The following is a 19,359-nucleotide window of genomic DNA, read 5'->3' on the forward strand; positions in this document are numbered from 1 at the left end:
GGCATCAATGTCCCGCAATCTCCTTTTGAAGCTGGTCATATAGCCTACGCGCTTCCCAGAGCGGCTTTCCCTTGACCATGCCCGGCCGTTTGTGGCCTGTGCTGGTCAGCCAGGCATCTTTCATGATGGTCTCACGTTTTAGCACCAAAGAATATTGCCTTTCCAGTTGGGGAAAACGCCTGCACTGATCCTCCCAAGTGGAAGCTAAGGGCATGTCGGGCAGCAGATGTGCAACAATTGCCTTGGCCATCAGCCAATGCCCCTGTGTGCCGGGGTGAACACCATCTGTAGCCAGCCTAAACGTGCTATCGGTCTTTATTTGTTGCTCCAGATAATCTTTCATTGGAAAGTGCAAATCGATGACCTCCCAACCCTCTTGGCTGGCATGGGCCAGCAGCCAGGATGCATAGCGGTCCAGCACAAGATTATAGCCTCCGAGACGCAACTGCGGATCGTCATGTACCGGTGGGGTCATCCAGATGATACGCTTTGCGCCAGTTTGCAGCAGACGCTGCTGTAGGCGGAGAATTCCGTCTTTATACGCTTCAAAACGCGCTTCGTCAAATGGTAGGTAAATCCCGTCATTCATCCCATAACAGACAAACACAACCTCGGGACTGATTTTGCTCAGCACATTATCCAACCGGTCGAAGAGACAGGGACGCGGAAATTTTCCATCAGCGTGGTTCGGTTCACTCAATCCCGACAACGTTTCACTGGGCAGTCCCAGATTGATAAACATGGGCTTGCTTGTCGGATGGGTAACCAGCATCAGACTCTCTAACATGGCGACATATTGGCCAGCATAGGTAATGCTATTGCCCAGGAAGAGCACCGGGCCAGCAGCGTTCCATATGGGAAGGTCCGGTTCGGCTTGTGCTCTGACAGCCGTACTGCTTACACCCAGGTAGCAGAGCAACGCGCAAAAAATTGCTTTTATTCGGTATATCATCAGCTTGGTCATTTTATCATCGGACTGGCTGCAGCTTTGGCGAGCTTAATTTTTAACGAGTATCCCAAAGCACTGTTACGCAGTTTCTGTGGCAGACGCAGATGCAGGCCGTTCTCGTCCTGATTAAACTTCACATGACCAGCTCCCAAGATCTCAACTGTCTCAACTTGGGCCCTATTGCTGCTTAAGCTGCGTACGGTGACCCTGCCGTCAGCAGATGACCGCATTGCCAGCACATACACAAAGCCTTGTTTTTGCGTAAACCAAAAATCAGATGGTGTGAAGTCTGCGGTAAACCCTTCCCTTTCACGCTGTTCGGTATCCGTAATCTGTATGGAGGTTGGCCCCTCGTGCTGTATCGTCCACGGTACACTACCATAAATTGCTTCGCCGCTGGTCGTCAGCCATTCCCCTAATATACCAAGATTTTTCTTGACCTGCTCTGCGACCTGTCCTTTTGCATCGGGACCGATGTTGAGCATATAATTGCCTCCTTTGCTGCAGATTTCTAGTAACCAGTAACGCAATTCGTCGATCGACTTCCAATCATGGTCATACGATTTATATCCCCACGAGTGATTGAATGTCCCGATCGCCTCCCAAGGTTTACCGAAGTTTTCGTCGCCTGTCGGAATCCGATTGTCACCGGGTATGGCATAATCGCCCATACCATTACCGATGCGTTCGGAAACAATGACATCCGGATTCAGTTCGTACACGGTTTTGTAAAAGCGAAAGCTTTGCTCGGCAGTCATCAATCCTGGCATATCAAACCAGATATATTTCAGCTTTTTAAAACGCTGCATAATTTCGCGCACTTGCGGGATCGCTTTGTCATTGATATAGGCTGCAAACGAATTTGGACTGGGGTCCCAGCGGTTTGCACCAAAGCCGTCCGTTTTTTTGTCTAATAGATCGTTGTGTGCTTTGGTCACAGCATACTGCGCGTCGCTACCATCCCGCCAGTCTATATTATGGGAATAATAGATACCGAAATCCAGCCCATGACGGAGACAGGCCTCATAAAGCTCCTGAATAACATCCCTTTTGAAGGGTGTAGCTTGCACGACATTGAAAGTACTCACTTTTGAATCGTACATGGCGAAACCGTCGTGATGTTTACTGGTCACCACCAGGTACTTCATCCCCGCATTCTTGGCCATTTTGACAATCTCATCCGCGTCGAAGTCCTGCGGATTAAATTGATCAGCAAGGTGAGCATAAGTAGCCCGCGGAATCTTTGCCACCAATTGGATCCACTCAGCAACACTAGGGCTTCCAAGTTCCTCGATCTTTTGCCCGTTCCACATGCCTGCCGGAATGGCGTAAAGCCCCCAATGGATAAACATGCCAAACTTTTGTTGTCTGAAGTCTGCCAATGCCATCGCTTTTCTGGCATTCATTTGTTTCCATTGCTGCATCAGCCGCTGTTCGGATTCATTTACACGCTTATTCCAACGGAGCAACGCTTCGAGGTAATAATAATCCGCGTACACCAACGGAACGTCGATTTCGCCTTTGTGGGGGATGCTGCCTACACTATGTTTTAGTATGAAATAGCCATTATCGCCTACTTTGCTGGAATAACGGTCAGAACCTAGCGACGCTAAGATTACCCCAGCGAGATCCAGGTAGGTGTTCTGCAGGTCTGGCTGTACATAATCAACAAGCTCAAGCAAGGCAGAGGCGATCACAGCAGCCGCAGAGGCATCCCGGGGAACTGCGCTGAAATCGCTCTTTCGATAATCCCAATTGGGCTGATAACCCGGCTGATCGACATCAAAATCCCAGAGCGGCACGTTATCGGCAGGCAAGCGCGGATGTCGGCGATAGAAGTCCGCCATCTTTAGCGCAGCCTCCAGGTAACGGGGATCTCTAGTTTCCCGGTACATGACGGTAAAGCCGTATAGACCCCAGGCCTGTCCGCGCGCCCATGCAGAGTTATCCGCGAAGCCCTGCGCCGTTTCGCGGCTTAGCACCTTGCCTGTTTCCGGGTCGTAGTTGACTACATGATAGGAACTAAAATCGGGTCGGTACTGATTTTTTAAGGTTGTTTCGGCATGTCGTACCGCCACATCGCGGTACACTGGATCTCCCGACAGCTTGGACGCAAGAAATAGTAGCTCCAGGTTCATCATATTATCGATGATCACCGGAAAGGTATAGGTATGTTTACCGTCCCAGGATGCGAAGCTATTCCAGGATTTGATGGCGCCCACTTTCGGGTTGAACCGTGTCAGCAGGGACTTGGCACTCTGAATCAGGATAGCTTTGAATGTGGTATCTCCGGTGAGCCGGTAGGCATTGCCATAGCTACAGTTCATCACAAAACCAATATCATGGTGGTTGGTATTGAATTGATTGTCACGCAATGAATTGGTCCATTTCAATGCAGCATCCCGCCATTTGTCGTCCCCAGTGTATTCAAAAACATACCACAGGCATCCCGGCCAAAAACCTCCGGTCCAGTCACTGATCGCCGTGAAAGATGTCTTCCCATTGGGGTCGGCCGACCGTGGATAGCGGCTTAGATCCTTATGATTGTCGTAAAGCAGATTATATTGTTGCTCAGCTAAATGAAAGGCCTTTTTCACCATTTCGCTCGAATCTGGACGCGTGGTCGCAACGCCAAACGAGGCAGTGAACAAAAGCAGTAACAGCAAAGGTATTCGTCTCATATTGTTTTCGGTTTATCAGGGAAGAGCCAGAGCATGCTCCCTTCGGTGGCGGTGCTCTAGCTCGGTCAGTATCCTAAAGTTAATCAATCCATCCGGGATTTTGTGTCAGATTGACGTTCATCTGAATTTCGGAGGTCGGAATAGGCCAGGTATTCAGAAAATCGCCTTTATAGTTATAATTGCTGGCATTGGTTCCCCAAATCTGTTTACGGCCGTTGCCCGGCTGAAACACCTTTTCTTTCCAGGTGCCCCAGCGCAGCTCATCAAAATAGTTGATTCCTTCGTTAGGGAATTCCACACGACGTTCATTCTGGATGCGGAGCCGTAGATCATCCTTTCCGCCCACAGCGGTTGCCGCATTTGAATTGAGGAGGGCCACACCCGCACGTTGGCGCACCTCGTTCACCTTGGCGATAGCCTCGTTAAGCTTTCCATCTTCATTCAACGCTTCGGCCCACATCAGCAGCACATCCGCATAGCGGAAGATTGGAAAATCGATGGGGCCATAATTGCGGTCTACAATCTCGTTGACACCTTCAGCGACAAACTTGCGGTAGAAGTAGAAAAAGTTAATCTGAGTATCGCTTTGAATATCACCGTCGACCTGTGCCTGCCCACGGAATGGCCAGCGCATATATTGAAGGCTTTCGACGTTGGTAAAATTGTAGGCACCCCTAAATGTCGAATAGGGTGTCACGATATTCGCCTGCAGGCGCGGGTCGCGGTTCTCATACGCTTTTTTGATGCGTTCTTCATTGCCCTGTGGCAGGTATAGGCCCATTTTTGCTCCTCGGGCTGCTGCCGCAGCCTTTTCGGCTTCCGTCAGGTTGTTGCGCAGGAAAAATACCTCCCGCTCATTTTCACTCAAGCCGGAGTACCCGGGAATGACCTTATCCCACTCAAACCTAGAACCGTCTTTATTCTCATATAGATCGACCAGATGAGGTGAAGGCATGTAATAGTTCCAACCACGGGAATAGACGGACGGCCAACCGCAGAACAGCTGCATATTGTTGCCATATCCCGACTCACTGCGGTGCTGAATAGAGAAAATCATCTCCGGACACTGTTCATTGGCTTCTTTAAACAGTGCTTTGTAATCTGCAAATAAAGTATGCCCTGCTTCTTTCACTTTCTGAAAGTCTGCGGCGGCTTTCGCCCATTCCTTGCGATACAGATATACCTTGCCCCGTAAGGCATAAGCTGCAGCTTTGGTCGCGTGACCATAGCTACCGTTACCTGCAGGATAGCGATCCGGAAGATTAGGTTCGGCAATACAGTCCGCAAGATCTTTCAGGATCTGATCCCATACTTCGGCCTCGGAGCTGCGTCCTTTGACCGCTTCTACTGCCGTAAATGGCTCGAGATAGATGGGCACCCCTTTGTACAGCTGATTGAGCCTAAAATAGAAATATGCACGTAAAAACTTTGCTTCAGCGATATAACGGGCTTTTTTCTCAGGTGCGGAAGGTGATTTTAACGGTATATTTTTCAGAGCATCGTTGGCGCGTTGGATACCTTCATATTGGATTTGCCATACCTTGAGGAACATCGGATCCCCCGCGGTGATGGTTCCCGTAAGCAGGGGTTCATCAAAACGTCCCTGTCCTGTATAGGAAAACCGGTCAAACTGGTAAAGCTCATAAGGAGATATCAAGCCGCTATGCCCCATCAGCAGTCTGAAGGAATTGTAAATCCCGGCAACGCCCAGATCCGTCAGGTTGTCCGTCGTCCACATTGTCGCTGTAGATACCGACGAATAAGGTGAGGTATCGAGCAGATCTCTTTTACATCCGAATAAGCTGATGATCAATGCAATGGTTATAATCTTTTTCATGTTCGTTAGAGTTAAAAAGTGAGGTTCAATCCCAGTGAATACTGACGCATGGTCGGATAGTTAGCCGTTGGCCCGATCTCGGGATCAAGTCCCGGAAACTTGGTCCAGGTCAACAGGTTTTCACCAGCTACATATAGGCGTAGTTTGGCAATTGAAAAACGGCTAGCCAAGCTTTCGGGAAGTGTGTATCCGATCTGTAGATTGCGCAGCTTCACGAAGGCTGCATTGTACAAATAGAAATCGCTCGTACGGCCATTTTGCGCATCCGTCACGCCTTTGAGGCGAGGATAATAACCATTTATCCGGTTGTTAGGATCGGCGGGATTGGCCGCATTGTAATAATAATGGTCATCTGCCACCAGCGCCGGCACCGACTTGCCCTGGGCGACGATGGAAGAATTGAGATACAGTTCATTCCAGTAATACGATACTCCCGATGAAGCCGACCAGATCATGGACGCATCAAAATTTTTGTACCCCAAATTGACGCTCAGACCATAATTGAATGCTGGTACCGCCCGTTTGCCCATAAACTTCTGGTCATAGACATTTCCGTAGATGCCATCTCCGTTCAGATCCGAATAGATCAGGTCTCCGTACCAGATTTTTGTGGGGTCTATCCCGTCAGCAGGCTGGAAGGAATATCCCGCGGCCACCATGGCTTTCAGCCATTCCATATCCGCTTCGGTGCGGATCATGCCATCACGGGGGCCGCCCTCTTTATTGACAGTACCATCTGCGAGAAAGTGATTTCCCGACCCTTTGTATACATTGTATAGATAAAACTCGTTGATTTCGTGACCTTCAAGAATGCGCTGGTTACCTCCTGCAGATACCATACCGATATTGGATTGATAAACCCGGTTACCACCCGCATCAGTCACATAGCCTTCCGACAGTGCGCCTTTGTATTTCTCTACCCGGTTGCTGTTGTAGGCAAAATTACCGGATACACTATACTTAAAGTCATTTACCCGGCCTTGGTAGCCGATAGTCAGCTCCAGTCCACGCTTGCTAACTTCGGCTATGTTCATCGTCGCGGCATTGGCCGTACCCACAATGGCGGGAATATTCGGCACATAAAGAATCCCGTCTGTCAAAGCACGGTAAATATCAAATTCGACATTCAGTTTACCCTGCAGAGCCGATGCGGTGAACCCCAGGTTTGTGGTTGCCGTCGTTTCCCAATGCAACATGTCGTTGCCCAGCTTGGTTTGTGCCAGCCCGCGTACGGCCTGATTATTAAAGGAATAATTAACGGTGCCGTATGAAGGCAGGTGGTCATAATCGCCAGACGCATTATTTCCGGTTTTTCCCCAGGATGCCCGGATGCGGAGATCATCCAAAAATGATTTCAGCGGAGCCATAAAGGGTTCTTCCGAAATCCGCCATCCGGCCGAGAATGCCGGGAAGAACCCCCAGCGTTTGGCGGATCCAAAGCGGGACGAACCATCATAACGCAGTACTGCTTCGGCCAGATACTTGTTGGCATAGGCATAGTTGAGCCTGCCGAAAAACGAACGTAATCCATAATCGGCCTCATCTCCAGTGATCGAACTCATCGACGTCGCCGAGTTAAAAGTGGTGAGATCCGGATGTACAAGACCAAGCTTAGCAGCTCCGGTCGTATATTGATTGAAATATTGCTCATTATAGCCTAGGATCCCGCCTACGTCGTGTTGATCAAAGCTACCGTTGTAACGCAGTACATTATCGACAATGACGTTGTAGCTTTTAGTCAACCCATACTGAGTGGTGATCTGCCCAGGAGATAGCGCTGCCGTACTTAGCTTGTTGGTCGCAAAATTCCATTTCTCATACGGCACCTGATGTGAATTGGTTTCGGTATAACTGTGATTGTAATTGACCTTTGACTCAAACTCGAGGCCTTTCATCAGGCTGAGCTTGGCAAAGATGGTTGTATTGAAGCGGTTCACCTGATTTTTTCCAGCTACTCCATTGAGAGAAGCCAGGGCGTTATTGGCCGTTGCAGACTCCTCAGCGGCAGCCGGAAAGCCATACACCCCGTTATAATACGGATACACCCCGGGTACTGTCTGGGTAAGGTAAGCATAAGCCGTGCCTACATCGGCCACACTTAAATTCTGCATGTCACCGAAAGTTTGGGTACCCACGGTCAGGAATTTAGCGACCTTGGATTGCAGATTGACCCGCATGCGGATCTTATCAGCCCCGGTTTTTGGCATGGTGCCCGGATTGTTGAAGTATCCCACCGAAAACAGATACTGCGTATTTTCCGTTCCTCCGTTGAGCGAAAGGTTGTGATTTTGCAGCAGCTTACGCTGACCAAAAAGTACATCTCCCCAGTCCGTATTGGGATAAGCGACTTCGTTAGGGATGCCAAACTCGGTGAGAGCAGCCGGGTTTTTCTTTGCTTCCTCCCACTGGCCGATCGTCGCATCCGTATACACCGGAGCCTGGCCCAGATTGACAAAACCTTCATTCACCAGACGCATATGACGGGCATAGTCGGTAACGAATTCCGGCACATTATTGGGACGCAGCATGGATACCATACCCGTATAGGACACATTATTCTTTCCTTTTGCACCCTTTTTTGTTGTGATGAGGATAACGCCATTGGAGCCCAACGAACCGTAGATTGCTGCCGTTGCGGCGTCTTTTAAGATCGATATCGATTCCACATCATTGGGGTTGACGGCATCCATGGACCCGACTATACCGTCGATCACCACCAGTGGAGAGGTATTATTCAACGTACCCCTACCACGGATCAGGATATTTGCGCCGTCAGCGCCAGGTTTTCCGGTTGAGGTCTGCACGTTTACGCCTGCGGCCAGACCCGAAAGCGATGAGGACAACGTGGATGTGGAGCGGTTCTCCAGCGAGCTACCGCTGACAGTGGATACAGCGCCTATCACATTAGCGCGCTTTTGGCTGCCGTAGCCCACGACGACCACTTCATCCAGACCACTGACTTCCTCTTGCAATACCACCTGCAGCTCGTCGTTACCGTTCACGGTCTTTTCTTGCCGTTGGTAGCCCACATTGGAGAAGACCAGCACCTGGCTGCCGGGAGGCAACTGTAAAGAAAAGCGGCCCTCCTGATCCGTATTTGTAGAGACAGTGGTTCCTTTCACGCTAATTGTGGTTCCTGTGAGCGCTTCACCCTTGCTGTTGACGACACGCCCCCGTACCATGCGCTGGATTACATCTGTCGCTGGCACCATGTTGCTTCTGCGTTTAGGTTTGAGGATAATGACTTCATCTTTTTTTACCCAATCCAGGTTGAGCGGTGCCGCAATGGCGTTCATGGCATCCTCCAGCCTGGCATGCTGAATGTTTACCGATAACCTGGCCTGGGCCAATGCCTTGCCATTCAAAAAAAAGTTTAGCCCGCTCTGTTTTTGGATACTGCGCATCACCTGGTTTAGCGTGACATGCTTTGCGGTAAGGTTTATGGTCTGCGCATTTCCCTCTGCAAAGGCCTGCATAATAGTCAGCAAGGAAATGAGTATGATCAATTTCATAATCAGTATACTACGTAACGTTAAACTCCACGGATGTAGCCTAACAAATGAATAAAAAATCATATGTTTGTATGGTTTGTATGTTATTTATAAATGGTTATCAAAATTTTGCCTTCAGGCAACAAGGTAAATACATGCATCCATCCGAGACAGTGCCCCCCAGCACTGTCTTTTTTGTCCAACATGTATCCTGGCTTCGCTTAAGTCGGTGTCATCACTGGTTTTGTTTTCATGGTTATTTAGGATTTATAATTCATAGATCGTTCTAATTAAGGCTGGGCTGTGACCAGCAATACACGCTTATCACCTGTCTTTTTGATTTCAAAATGCAACCCGGCTTCAGTTAATACGTCCAGCACATCCTGCAGCGGTTTGTCCCGGTTTATCCGGCCATAAAAGTGGGACTGCGGTAGTCCGTCACCGTATTTGACCTCCACATTGTACCAATGCCCGATCTGCTGAAGCGCCTCCGTCATCGGTGTCTCTTCAAAATAAAACAAGCCCTCTTTCCAGGCAATAAAAGGAGCAGGATCAATCTGCGCGATGCGAATTGTACCCTGGCCACCATTGCTCGACTGCTGCCCCGGCTGTAAGTATACCGCCTGGGTCGACTGTCCCTCATTAAATAATTTTACCTTTCCGCTGACTAATGTGGTTTTGATCAGTTTATTTGTGGGATAGGCATTGACATTAAAGGCGGTACCCAGTACCTGAATTTCTTGTCCTCGGCTGAGTACCTTAAATGGGCGGGCTGCATCTTTGGTCACTTCAAAAAACGCCTCTCCTTCCAGCAGTACCCTGCGTTCCTGCTGCGCAAACCTAACGGGATATTTTAGGGAAGAAGCTGCGTTGAGCCATACCTTAGTCCCGTCGGGCAACGTGATCTGATACATGCCACCCATGGGTGTCCGCAACTCCAGCATGACCTTGCTGAGATCACCGGCTGCCTGCTGCCCCATCCGTCCATCAGCTAACCGTTGACCATCTGCATACCGGATCTCATCCCCTATGATAATTCCCGTCTGCTGCTCATTGAGCTGTATCAGACTACCATCTGCGAGACGTAGAGTTGCCCGGTTCCCCCCCGGCTGCACCTCACTGGCCGGCGGCCCCTGTAGATTGTTGCCCGTAGCTTGCAGTGAATGACCATCTTGTTGCTGTCTCCAGATCAACAACGAAAAGAGCATTAGGAAAAGTGTGATAGCCGCCGCCCAGTAAGGCCATCTTAAGGGTAGCTTTATGTCACGTTGGCTTTCTTGGTCAACAAGCTTCGTTTTAATATTTTCCAATGTTTTTTCGGGACGCCATTCCCCTACGATTACCTTCGTATCGGGCTGCAACAGACTTTCGGCGAGGGCCCGGTCCACCGCTTCATTGCCCTCTTCGGTCAATGCTTTCTGCAGCCAGGCAATTTCTTCAGCCGAGCAGCTCCCCTCTTTATACTTTTGCAGTAATTGGTTTATTTTAGATTTATTGGTATCCACCGCGTGTAAGTTTTAAGTAAATACACGCAGGATTCATTTAAGGTCTGCTCCGACAAAATTTTTTTTTATTTGCCTGAAAGAAATAGCAGGGCAAGTAGAAGCGCCGAAAAACTGCTGTCCTGGAAAGCGGCACTACGCATGAATTTGTTGGCTTTGACAATATGGTCCCTTACCGTCGCGACCGAAATGCCCAGCTCCTCAGCAATCTCCTGATAACTTTTTCCTTCGAGTTTAGAGAGCCGGAATATTTTTTGCCGCTGCTGTGGCAGCTTATCCAGCAGCTGTTCGACCCATGCCTGGGCCTCCTTTGATTCCAAAACGCGATCAATGGTATTTTCCCCTTCAGGTGCCGCTTGTGCCAGACGAACGGCAGACTCCATTTCCAGCTTGAGCCGTCTTTTAAAATTAAAGGTAATATTGCGTGAACACGTAAATAAGAAAGCCGCAAAAGACTGTTCGGGATCTATCCTCAGTCTATTCTCCCAGATGCGGACAAAGACATCTTGAAGCAGGTCTTCGGCTACCGTCTCATCTCGCATAAATTTGAGGATGTTCGCATATATGGTTGGACTATATCGGTGGTACAATAGATCAAAGGCCTGCATGTCCCCACAATGGAGCAGACGCAAGAGTTCTTTCTCAGGCAGGTTTTGATATGAGTCCATAATTGATTATTCTGCCATGAAGTTAGTGACTTCATAGCAATAATTCAAATCGAATTTTTCCAAAAAAAGATAGACTAGCTTTTTTTGGGGATAGCATCTCTTTATTTTTGGGTTATCATTTTCCATTGAGCAATGAGCGTGTGCCCTTCCAATTTCTTCGGCGAAGGCAAGATTCCGTCAATTTTCGACACCATTGGGGTTTGTAAAAGCAGGAAAGTTTTATTATTTTGCAGTGGCAAATCCCCCCCCATTGCTATCATTGTTTTACAAATCAACTATTCCAATACAACATGTCATTGATAAAAATCGGTATGGGCTGCATTCGGACAGCACAAACATTATTAACCTCATTAATTAAAAATACCTTATGTGCACTAGCGCTGTTACCTGTTTACCATAAGAGTGCTGCACAGTCTTCACTCATGCATCCAGAAGCACAGATCAGCTTTGTAAGGAAGGCAATCAGCCAGAAGTCTGAGCCCGTATACAGTGCTTATCAGCAGCTGATAAGGCTCGCCGATTCGCTGATGGCAAGCCCACAGCATGCGGTACCGGAATTTAATGTCCCGGGCTTTTACGATGATAAGGAAGCCCACCGCGCCATGGCCAAAAACCTGCAATCAGATGCTTTTTCCGCCTATACGACAGCATTAGCCTACACACTAAGTGGCAACAAAAAATACGCTTTAAAGGCGATTTATTTCCTAAATTCCTGGGCGGGCACCAACAAAAGCTATGCTCAGCTCGATGGACCATTGGTCCTTTCTTATGCTGGGCCGGGGCTTATGATTGCTGCAGAATTGCTCAAGCACGACCGGTTGTGGCAAGAAAACGACCGGATACAGTTTGAACATTGGACGACCGAAGTGTACCAGAAAGCCGCACACAGCTTACGTGCAAATCACAACAATACCGCAGATTGGGCGCGATATGCCAATCTGCTTTCCGCTTCTTTTTTGGATAACAAAGACGAACTCTCGTACCTCATCAAACTGATCAAACATGATCTACCGGAGAAAATTGCCTCCGATGGCCACCTGATCGAGGAAGTCAAACGTCAGGCAAAAGGCCTCTGGTATACCTATTTTTCCCTGGCCCCACTGACAGCCTCGATGTGGTGTATTTATCAAGCCACAGGAGAGAACTTGTTCATCAACGCAGGGCAAGGAACTTCGATTCGACAGGCCATCAGCTATTTATTCTATTACAGTCAACATCCATCCGAATGGCCTTGGTACAACAATCCGGATGTAGCCAATCCGGGGACCGCCACTGGCTTTTGGCCACCTAACTTACTCGAAGCCATGCGAAATATCTATCCCGGCCAATCGTATGAAAATTATCTGTCGGCCTACCGTCCCATTATCTACAGCAAGCACCACTTTGCCTGGACCTTTCCTACGTTGATGCCAATACTCCTGGATTACCAGCAGAAGCTGATACCCTAAAACCATTACAAAAAATAGCGATCTGCATTTCCCAAGAAAGCAGATCGCTACGATGAATCAGCAAGCTCACAGTTGCATTATCCTTAATTTCCAGCAGGCCCAGCCCTACTGTGCTTTTCGATATTTCAGAAAAGGTACAGTCCAAGCGTTATTCCTTGCAATTCTTCATTTCCCCTTAAAAGGTGAAATACACAGCTCCTGCAATTCCAGCATGTGCTGTCCCACCAAGCGAAGGTTGCTCATCGGCTGCCGTGGGAAGAATAGACTGGTCATGGTGGTCAGTCCCCCGTCCCCAAAAAGTTCAACAGAGCTGACATCAACATATAAACTCAACGACAGCGTATCACTGTCCGATATACGGCTGGCTACACTACGCTTAGGGAATTCGCTACTAAAATCGGTCAGTCCAGATTGTGTACGGTCGATATAATATTCATTTTTTTCTTTGGAGTAGCCCACGACAAGTTTATCTCCAAGACTGTTTGATAAAACAAGCTCAACGCTTTGCCTTTTGAGCTTATTGAGGTCCAGGCGAAATGCCTCGGGAAGCTGCTGCGGCACCGCCAGCTCCTTGGCTTCTTCCACTTTATACGTTTTTATGGGACCAAATGCTGCAGCGACCTCTGCTGCAGCGGCACTGCTGACATAATAGGTCTTTCCCACCTTTTCCAATGTTAAGCTACGCGGTATGGTCGATGCTGAACGCCAGCGCGTTGTTGGCACCACATTAGCATACTGCCAGTTGCTCATCCAGCCGATCATCAGATGGCGGCTTCCGAGATTGCTCCAGGTCACACCCGCATAATTATCAGGCCCCCAGTCCAGCCACTTCATCTCGTTGTCTGAAGGCACAAATTGATGACCATCAAAGTCTCCGACAAAATACTGCGTTACCGATCCACCATTAGGTCCCCCCGGGTTGATGCTTACCAGCAAAACCCATTTGCTTTGCCCCTGATAGTGCATCGGGATCAAATCCGGGCATTCCCATACACCCCCATGCGCTCCCACATGTTTCCCAAACTCGCTCTCTTTTTTCCACTCCTTCAGATTTTTGGAGGAGTAGAACGTAATGCAGTCTTTGGTTGCCAAGGTCATGATCCAGCTTTTTGAAGCCTCAAACCACATGACTTTGGGGTCCCGAAAATCCCAGATACCGGGATTCGGAAGCACCGGATTGCCTTTGTATTTGGTCCAGGTACGGCCTTGATCCAAGCTATAGGCCAGACTTTGGTTTTGATGCAAGCCCGTTTTTCGATCTTCTTCCTGATGATTATGGTGCGTAAATATCGCCACCATTGCATTCTTTCCGAAGCCGGCAGTATTGTGTTTATCGATGACAGCGCTTCCCGAGAAGATGGTGCCCAGACTATCCGGATAAAGCGCTATTTTTTGTTCCTCCCAATGGATTAGATCTTTGCTGATGGCATGGCCCCAGTGCATAGGGCCCCAGACAGGCTTTTCGGGGTTATGCTGGAAGAAGAGATGATAATTTCCATTGAGATACACCATGCCATTGGGGTCATTCATCCAGCCTTGCTTGGGTGTAAAATGATAAAGTGGCCGGTATTTCTCTTCGGGATCATCAGTCTTCTTTAGTACGGTCTGCGCTGATACTGCTCCAGCGATACCTGTCATCAGCAGGACGGCCGCAAAATTTTTCAGTTTATTCATCATTCATTCGGTTTATTACTATAAAGCTGCATTCCTGTCAGCAAAATAGCGATTTCATTTTTTTTTCTTTTTTGATTTTACCGCATTTATGGCTGAGACACCCAATGGGGCATCCCTGTTATCCCATTGCGATAATGACTATTCCGCTGATCAATATCCTGGATTTTGCTTATACAGATATTTACTCAGCCGGATCTGAGCTTCCGGAATCGGCAGATACTCATTCCTGTCGGCAGTAAAATGCGCGTTAGCGTAATAAGAGCGCCGTGATTTCTCCGTGCCGTAGTACGTATTCATCGTCTGACTAGCAATTCCCCAACGCACCAGATCGAAAAATCGGCCGTTTTCCATAGCCAGTTCCAGACGGCGTTCCCAACGAACTGCCTGGCGTGCGTTCTCTTCGTTCCAGACGATATTTTCCCCATTTTTATAGGTATCTATCAGCATCCGATCTGCCGCATATCCCGTCATGGTTATACTATTTTTGGCACGGATACGCACCTGATTGATCAAGGGCAATGCTTCGGCAGGACGGTGCAGTTCTATCAGCGCTTCAGCTCGCATCAGCAGGACATCCGCTAGGCGCAGGACAATACGGTTTTTCGTATTGGCAAAGAACGGCGGCATGGGTACAAAACAATCACAGTCGGGGTCCACATTCTCTTTGAGCGAGGCATATACTGAGTATTCCGCTGGATTACGGTTCCAGCTTTGTTCATAGGTGCGTTTGCTATTGTGTTTATAGGGTAAACCTGGGATGGCTACCGTATGGAAGAGCCTTGGATCATATTTTTCGGAGGTACTGAACGTAGCCAAGGTGTTATAATTATCGAGCGGAAGTCCCTTTCCGGTCGTACGGAATGCATTGACTAGACTCTGACTCGGCTTGTTGAAGTCGCAGCAGCCTAAGCCCATAGGTACGGATAGCAAGTCCGAAAAGTTTACACGACCAAATTTTGTTCCGTCGTCCTTCGAAAACTGAATGGAAAAAAGAGCCTCTTTGCCGTTTTCATATTTTCCGGGCAAGAAGTTGAATGCAAAATCCGCTTCGAGCCCATAGCTGGAAGAGAGCACCACAGCCGTATGCTGCACTACTTTTTCGAGGTCGCCAGCGTCAACGTCCGTGACCGTATGCCGTTCTTCATTGTCCTGACGATAGGCCTTATATAAATAGGTTTTCGCAAGATATGCTGCAGCAGCAATTTTATTGGCACGCCCGGCTTCCGGCTGCACTGCTGGGAGATGATCGACAGCGTACTGAAAGTCATCCACGATTTTCTGCCATAACGCATCATTGCTTAGCGCTCTGTTAGAGACCGTTTCGTAAGCATCTATCGGAACATTTTCGTCGACGTAAGGCACATATTTAAACAAAATTTTGAGCATGAAGTAAAAATGTCCCCGCAGGAACTTTGCCTCTGCCAGCTTTTCCTCCTTTCCGTTAAAATTGTCCATTTGCTGAATCGTCCTGATCGTGGTGTTGGCCCGAGATATCGCCACATACAGCTGAAACCACAGCTTATCTACCTCTGCAAGATTCGTTGTGATATTATTGGAGACTTCCAGAAAGTGAAAAGCCTGTATGTCCTGTGGTCCCGAACCTCCTTTATAGGCATCATCAGAACGCACGGTGCCATATGGCCATAGGCTGAAGGGGACATCATAGTGGTCGTTGCCCAGAGCCGCGTAGGTAGCGGTCAGCAATCTTTCAGGCTCTTTGACTTGGTCGGAGCTCAGTACAGCATTTGGTGTCTGATCCAGAAACTTGGTGCATCCGGACAGTAGGCCGGCAAGCATCACGGTAATTGCAATTTTATTGGTTATTTTTTTCATCTAATTATTTTTTTTATCCCTTGATGAGCAGGCCATGGAAATAAAAATCGTCCTGTATGCCGATATGAAATCCATCGCTTTCAAGCGGGTATGTTTTAATGTTCCTTATCTCCACTATAAACCGATGTTTACGCCTGCGGTCCAGGTTGTCGGAATTGGATAGCCCCAGCCTACATTTTCAGGATCCACACCAGTAAAATTCTTCGATTTAACGGTCAACAGATTCTGTGCCGTCACATATATACGTAGACGATTCATCCGTAGTCGCGATACCGTAGCTGTCGGGAACGTGTAGCCCAGCGACAGGTTGCGTAACTTCATATAAGAGCCATTTTCAATAAAATAATTGGATAGCCTTCCTTCATCATTGTTGTTCGTCGTTTGTAGGGCAGGAATAGTAGCACTTGGGTTCTGTGGTGTCCAGGCATGGAGCAGGCGCACACCCTTATTGGAGTTGACATCGTCCACGCTCCAAAAATCGGTCTGTTTTTTCAGCCAGTTTTCAACGTCAATACCCTGTACGCCCTGAAAGTAAGCCGACAGATCGAAGTCCTTATATTTCAAGGCTATATTCAGGCTATAGGTAAAATCGGGATGCGGATTACCGATCCAGGTCCGGTCCATGTCGTTAATTTGGTTGTCCGCATCGTATATATTCACGTAGCGCAGTCTGCCGACTCCCTTTCCCGTCTGGTTGACATGGGCATCCACTTCCTGCTGATTTTGAAAGATGCCATCCGTTACATACCCATAAAACGAACCAAGCGGCCGGCCAATAATATTATCCCCCTGACGGCCACCATACGAATTTTCCACTGCCTCCGGCAAATGGGTCACCTTATTTTTGTATGTGGAAAAAACAGCGGTCACATCATAGTCCAGGCCGCCGGTCGTTTTACTGCGGTAGCCTGTTGTAATATCTAGTCCCTTGTTTTCCATGGACGCACCATTCGCCCAGCGGTAACCGCCCTCGCCCACAACAGCGATGTAAGCAGGATTGATCAGCATATCCTTTGTAGCTTTGACATACCAGTCTACTGATCCATAGAGGTGTTGGCCAAACAGTGTGAAGTCCAGTCCAATATTGGTCTGTGTGGTGGTTTCCCATTTCAGGTTGTTATTTTCGGTCTGGATTTTTCGGTAGCCCGAAGGTAGCGTCCCCGTACCAGCTCCGATGAGGTCATACGCCGTTCCGTCGACAATATTCCATGTCGGATCGGCGATACCATATTCAGGGACAAAGAGCGCATACGTGGCCAGATTACCAATACCCTGATTACCGGTTTGTCCCCAGCCTACACGTAGCTTCAGATCGGTCACATACGCCTTAGTGGCCGACATGAAGCGTTCAGACGAAACCCGCCAGCCCGCAGTGACAGCGGGAAATGTTGCAAAGCGGTTATTTTTTCCAAAACGAGAAGATCCATCATGCCGTATGGTAAAAGAAGCCAGATACCGGTCGTCAAATGAATAGTTGGCTTTACCAAAGTACGAAAGCAACGAAAAACCGGTGGACCCTCCTCCCACCGCTGCCGTCCCCGTGCTCACTCCCGGCCACATGTACTCTGGAGTTTCGATGACAAAAGCGCCATCTCCCGCGGTATAGGCGTTGAAATTGATGTCATTCTGGCGGTTCATTTCAATGCCGGCAAGCACATCAATGGTATTCCTATCCAGTTCTTTCCGATATGTCGCTGTATTAGACCATGTCCACTTCATGCCATGAGCCTGCTCCATATTGACACCGCTACGATTGCTGTTCATAAAGCCCGAGCGGTAAGAGACTTCCAGGTGACGTTTATAGAGATTGCTATAATCAAGGCCATAGCTTGTGCGCAGATGCAGATCCTTTACCAGCTGCAAGTCGGCATACACATTTCCAAACAAACGCCAGTAATTGTACTTATTGTTCCGATTATCATGTAGCAGACGCACGGGGTTGTGGCGATCATTCATACCTAGGGCGGGACCACCCCAGCCTAATCCATCCACGGTATGGACAGGTATGATCGGTAATGCTTTTAAGGATAGATCGAGTACGTCGCCGGGTACCTGTACCTCACCCGTGTTGTTCACGGTAAAGTTTTCGCCTACCACCAGCTTTCCATCAAACAGCTTGTAGTCAGCATTTATGCGGGCCGAAATACGCTGAAAGTTGGTGTAGCGCAAGGTGCCATTATTGTGTAAATAGCCCAAAGAGAAATACGAACTCGACTTGTCTGTCGCCGAACTCAATGTTGCATTGTACGACTGCAATAATCCCGGTTTGGAAACCTCGTCAAACCAGTCGGTGTCTGCGGCATACATCGTCTGCTCACGATCAATGTATTCGGGCACTACTACCGAGGTCAGCTGTGGCACACCGTTGGCATCATTTTGCCAGGCAAACTGATAACCGATGTTATTGCTGTTGGGATTGCCGCCGCTGTTGATTGTCGCCTGCCATAGGGCACGGCCATACTCCTGTGCATTGAGCACCTGCATGCGCTTGTTAAAGTGGGTGCTGGTTACATAAGCATCCACGTTGAGCTTTGGGGGGCCAGATTTACCTTTCTTGGTGGTAATGACGATCACGCCGTTGGCTGCACGCGATCCATAAATGCTCGCCGAGGAAGCATCTTTGAGGACCTGAATGCTCTCGATGTCGTTGGAGTTCAGTTCATGCATACCGCCCTGCGTTGGCACGCCATCGATGATATACAGCGGATCCTGATTGCTGTTGATCGAGCTGATGCCACGCATGCGTACCGTAGCGGCACCGCTCGGACTGCCATCCGATGTGACCGTCATCCCAGCCACACGCCCCTGTAATGCCTTCATGGGGTTGTTTTCCGGTGCCTTCATCATCTCAGTTACGTTGACGACACTTACAGCACCAGTCAGATCCTTTTTACGTTCAGTCTGGTAGCCGGTGACGACGACTTCGTCAAGCCCTTTTTCACTGCTCTGCAGACGGATGTCGAAAAATTTTCTGTCGCCGAGGAGCATGGTTTGCGGGGCATAGCCTATGTAGCTGATTTCGAGCGTGCCCCCATTACCCGTTGCTTGAAGCATAAATTCGCCCTTCTCATTCGTTTTTGTTGCCTGGCTGGTTCCTTTGACGATCACCGAGGCGCCCGCAATGGGAGCTGCTGTTTCACTGTCCACAATCCGGCCCCGAATTTCGGTCTGCTGCGCAAAAGCAACAGCCGAAAAGAGTGCCACAGACGGGAGCAACATCAATTGCTGTCTTGTAAACATAATTGGTTTTTATAAATGGGTTATTAATTTAGATTA

At 48.7% G+C, this 19,359-nt stretch carries 10 protein-coding genes; 1 reads left to right on the forward strand and 9 read right to left on the reverse strand.

Annotated elements, in window-relative coordinates; translation table 11 throughout:
* Positions 1-4: 4 nt before the first annotated feature.
* From K7A41_RS02495 to K7A41_RS02520, 6 genes are all read right to left on the reverse strand, one after another.
* Positions 5-952, reverse strand: coding sequence for an SGNH/GDSL hydrolase family protein (locus K7A41_RS02495; RefSeq protein WP_265712463.1), 948 nt, complete (start codon positions 950-952; stop codon positions 5-7).
* 8 nt (positions 953-960) lie between these two features.
* Complete coding sequence (locus K7A41_RS02500; RefSeq protein ID WP_265712464.1) at positions 961-3,630, reverse strand: alpha-L-fucosidase; 2,670 nt, start codon at positions 3,628-3,630, stop codon at positions 961-963.
* Between the two features lie 79 nt (positions 3,631-3,709).
* A complete protein-coding gene (locus tag K7A41_RS02505; RefSeq protein WP_265712465.1) occupies positions 3,710-5,467 on the reverse strand; it encodes a RagB/SusD family nutrient uptake outer membrane protein in 1,758 nt (585 codons plus the stop codon).
* Between the two features lie 11 nt (positions 5,468-5,478).
* Positions 5,479-8,979 (reverse strand): SusC/RagA family TonB-linked outer membrane protein, encoded by a 3,501-nt coding sequence (locus K7A41_RS02510; protein ID WP_265712466.1) that lies wholly within the window; start codon positions 8,977-8,979, stop codon positions 5,479-5,481.
* A 269-nt stretch (positions 8,980-9,248) separates the two neighbouring features.
* A complete protein-coding gene (locus K7A41_RS02515) occupies positions 9,249-10,463 on the reverse strand; it encodes a FecR family protein (protein WP_265712467.1) in 1,215 nt (404 codons plus the stop codon).
* A gap of 65 nt (positions 10,464-10,528) precedes the next feature.
* Positions 10,529-11,128 (reverse strand): RNA polymerase sigma-70 factor, encoded by a 600-nt coding sequence (locus K7A41_RS02520; RefSeq protein WP_265712468.1) that lies wholly within the window; start codon positions 11,126-11,128, stop codon positions 10,529-10,531.
* A gap of 290 nt (positions 11,129-11,418) precedes the next feature.
* On the opposite strand from K7A41_RS02520, the gene K7A41_RS02525 reads away from it, so the two are divergent.
* Positions 11,419-12,576: an alginate lyase family protein gene (locus tag K7A41_RS02525; RefSeq protein ID WP_265712469.1), complete on the forward strand. Its 1,158-nt coding sequence runs from the start codon at positions 11,419-11,421 to the stop codon at positions 12,574-12,576.
* A gap of 165 nt (positions 12,577-12,741) precedes the next feature.
* Here the strand turns inward: K7A41_RS02525 and K7A41_RS02530 are convergent, their stop codons facing one another.
* The 3 genes from K7A41_RS02530 to K7A41_RS02540 all read right to left on the reverse strand — a co-directional run bounded on the left by K7A41_RS02530 (position 12,742) and on the right by K7A41_RS02540 (position 19,323).
* Positions 12,742-14,253, reverse strand: a complete 1,512-nt coding sequence (locus K7A41_RS02530) for a glycoside hydrolase family 32 protein (RefSeq protein ID WP_265712470.1) — start codon at positions 14,251-14,253, stop codon at positions 12,742-12,744.
* A 147-nt stretch (positions 14,254-14,400) separates the two neighbouring features.
* Positions 14,401-16,083: a RagB/SusD family nutrient uptake outer membrane protein gene (locus tag K7A41_RS02535; protein WP_265712471.1), complete on the reverse strand. Its 1,683-nt coding sequence runs from the start codon at positions 16,081-16,083 to the stop codon at positions 14,401-14,403.
* A gap of 114 nt (positions 16,084-16,197) precedes the next feature.
* The gene (locus K7A41_RS02540) at positions 16,198-19,323 is read right to left on the reverse strand and encodes a SusC/RagA family TonB-linked outer membrane protein (protein ID WP_265712472.1); all 3,126 of its coding nucleotides are present in this window, start codon (positions 19,321-19,323) and stop codon (positions 16,198-16,200) included.
* Positions 19,324-19,359: the final 36 nt, after the last annotated feature.

It is taken from the genome of Sphingobacterium sp. InxBP1 (assembly GCF_026191775.1).
Classification (GTDB): domain Bacteria; phylum Bacteroidota; class Bacteroidia; order Sphingobacteriales; family Sphingobacteriaceae; genus Sphingobacterium; species Sphingobacterium thalpophilum.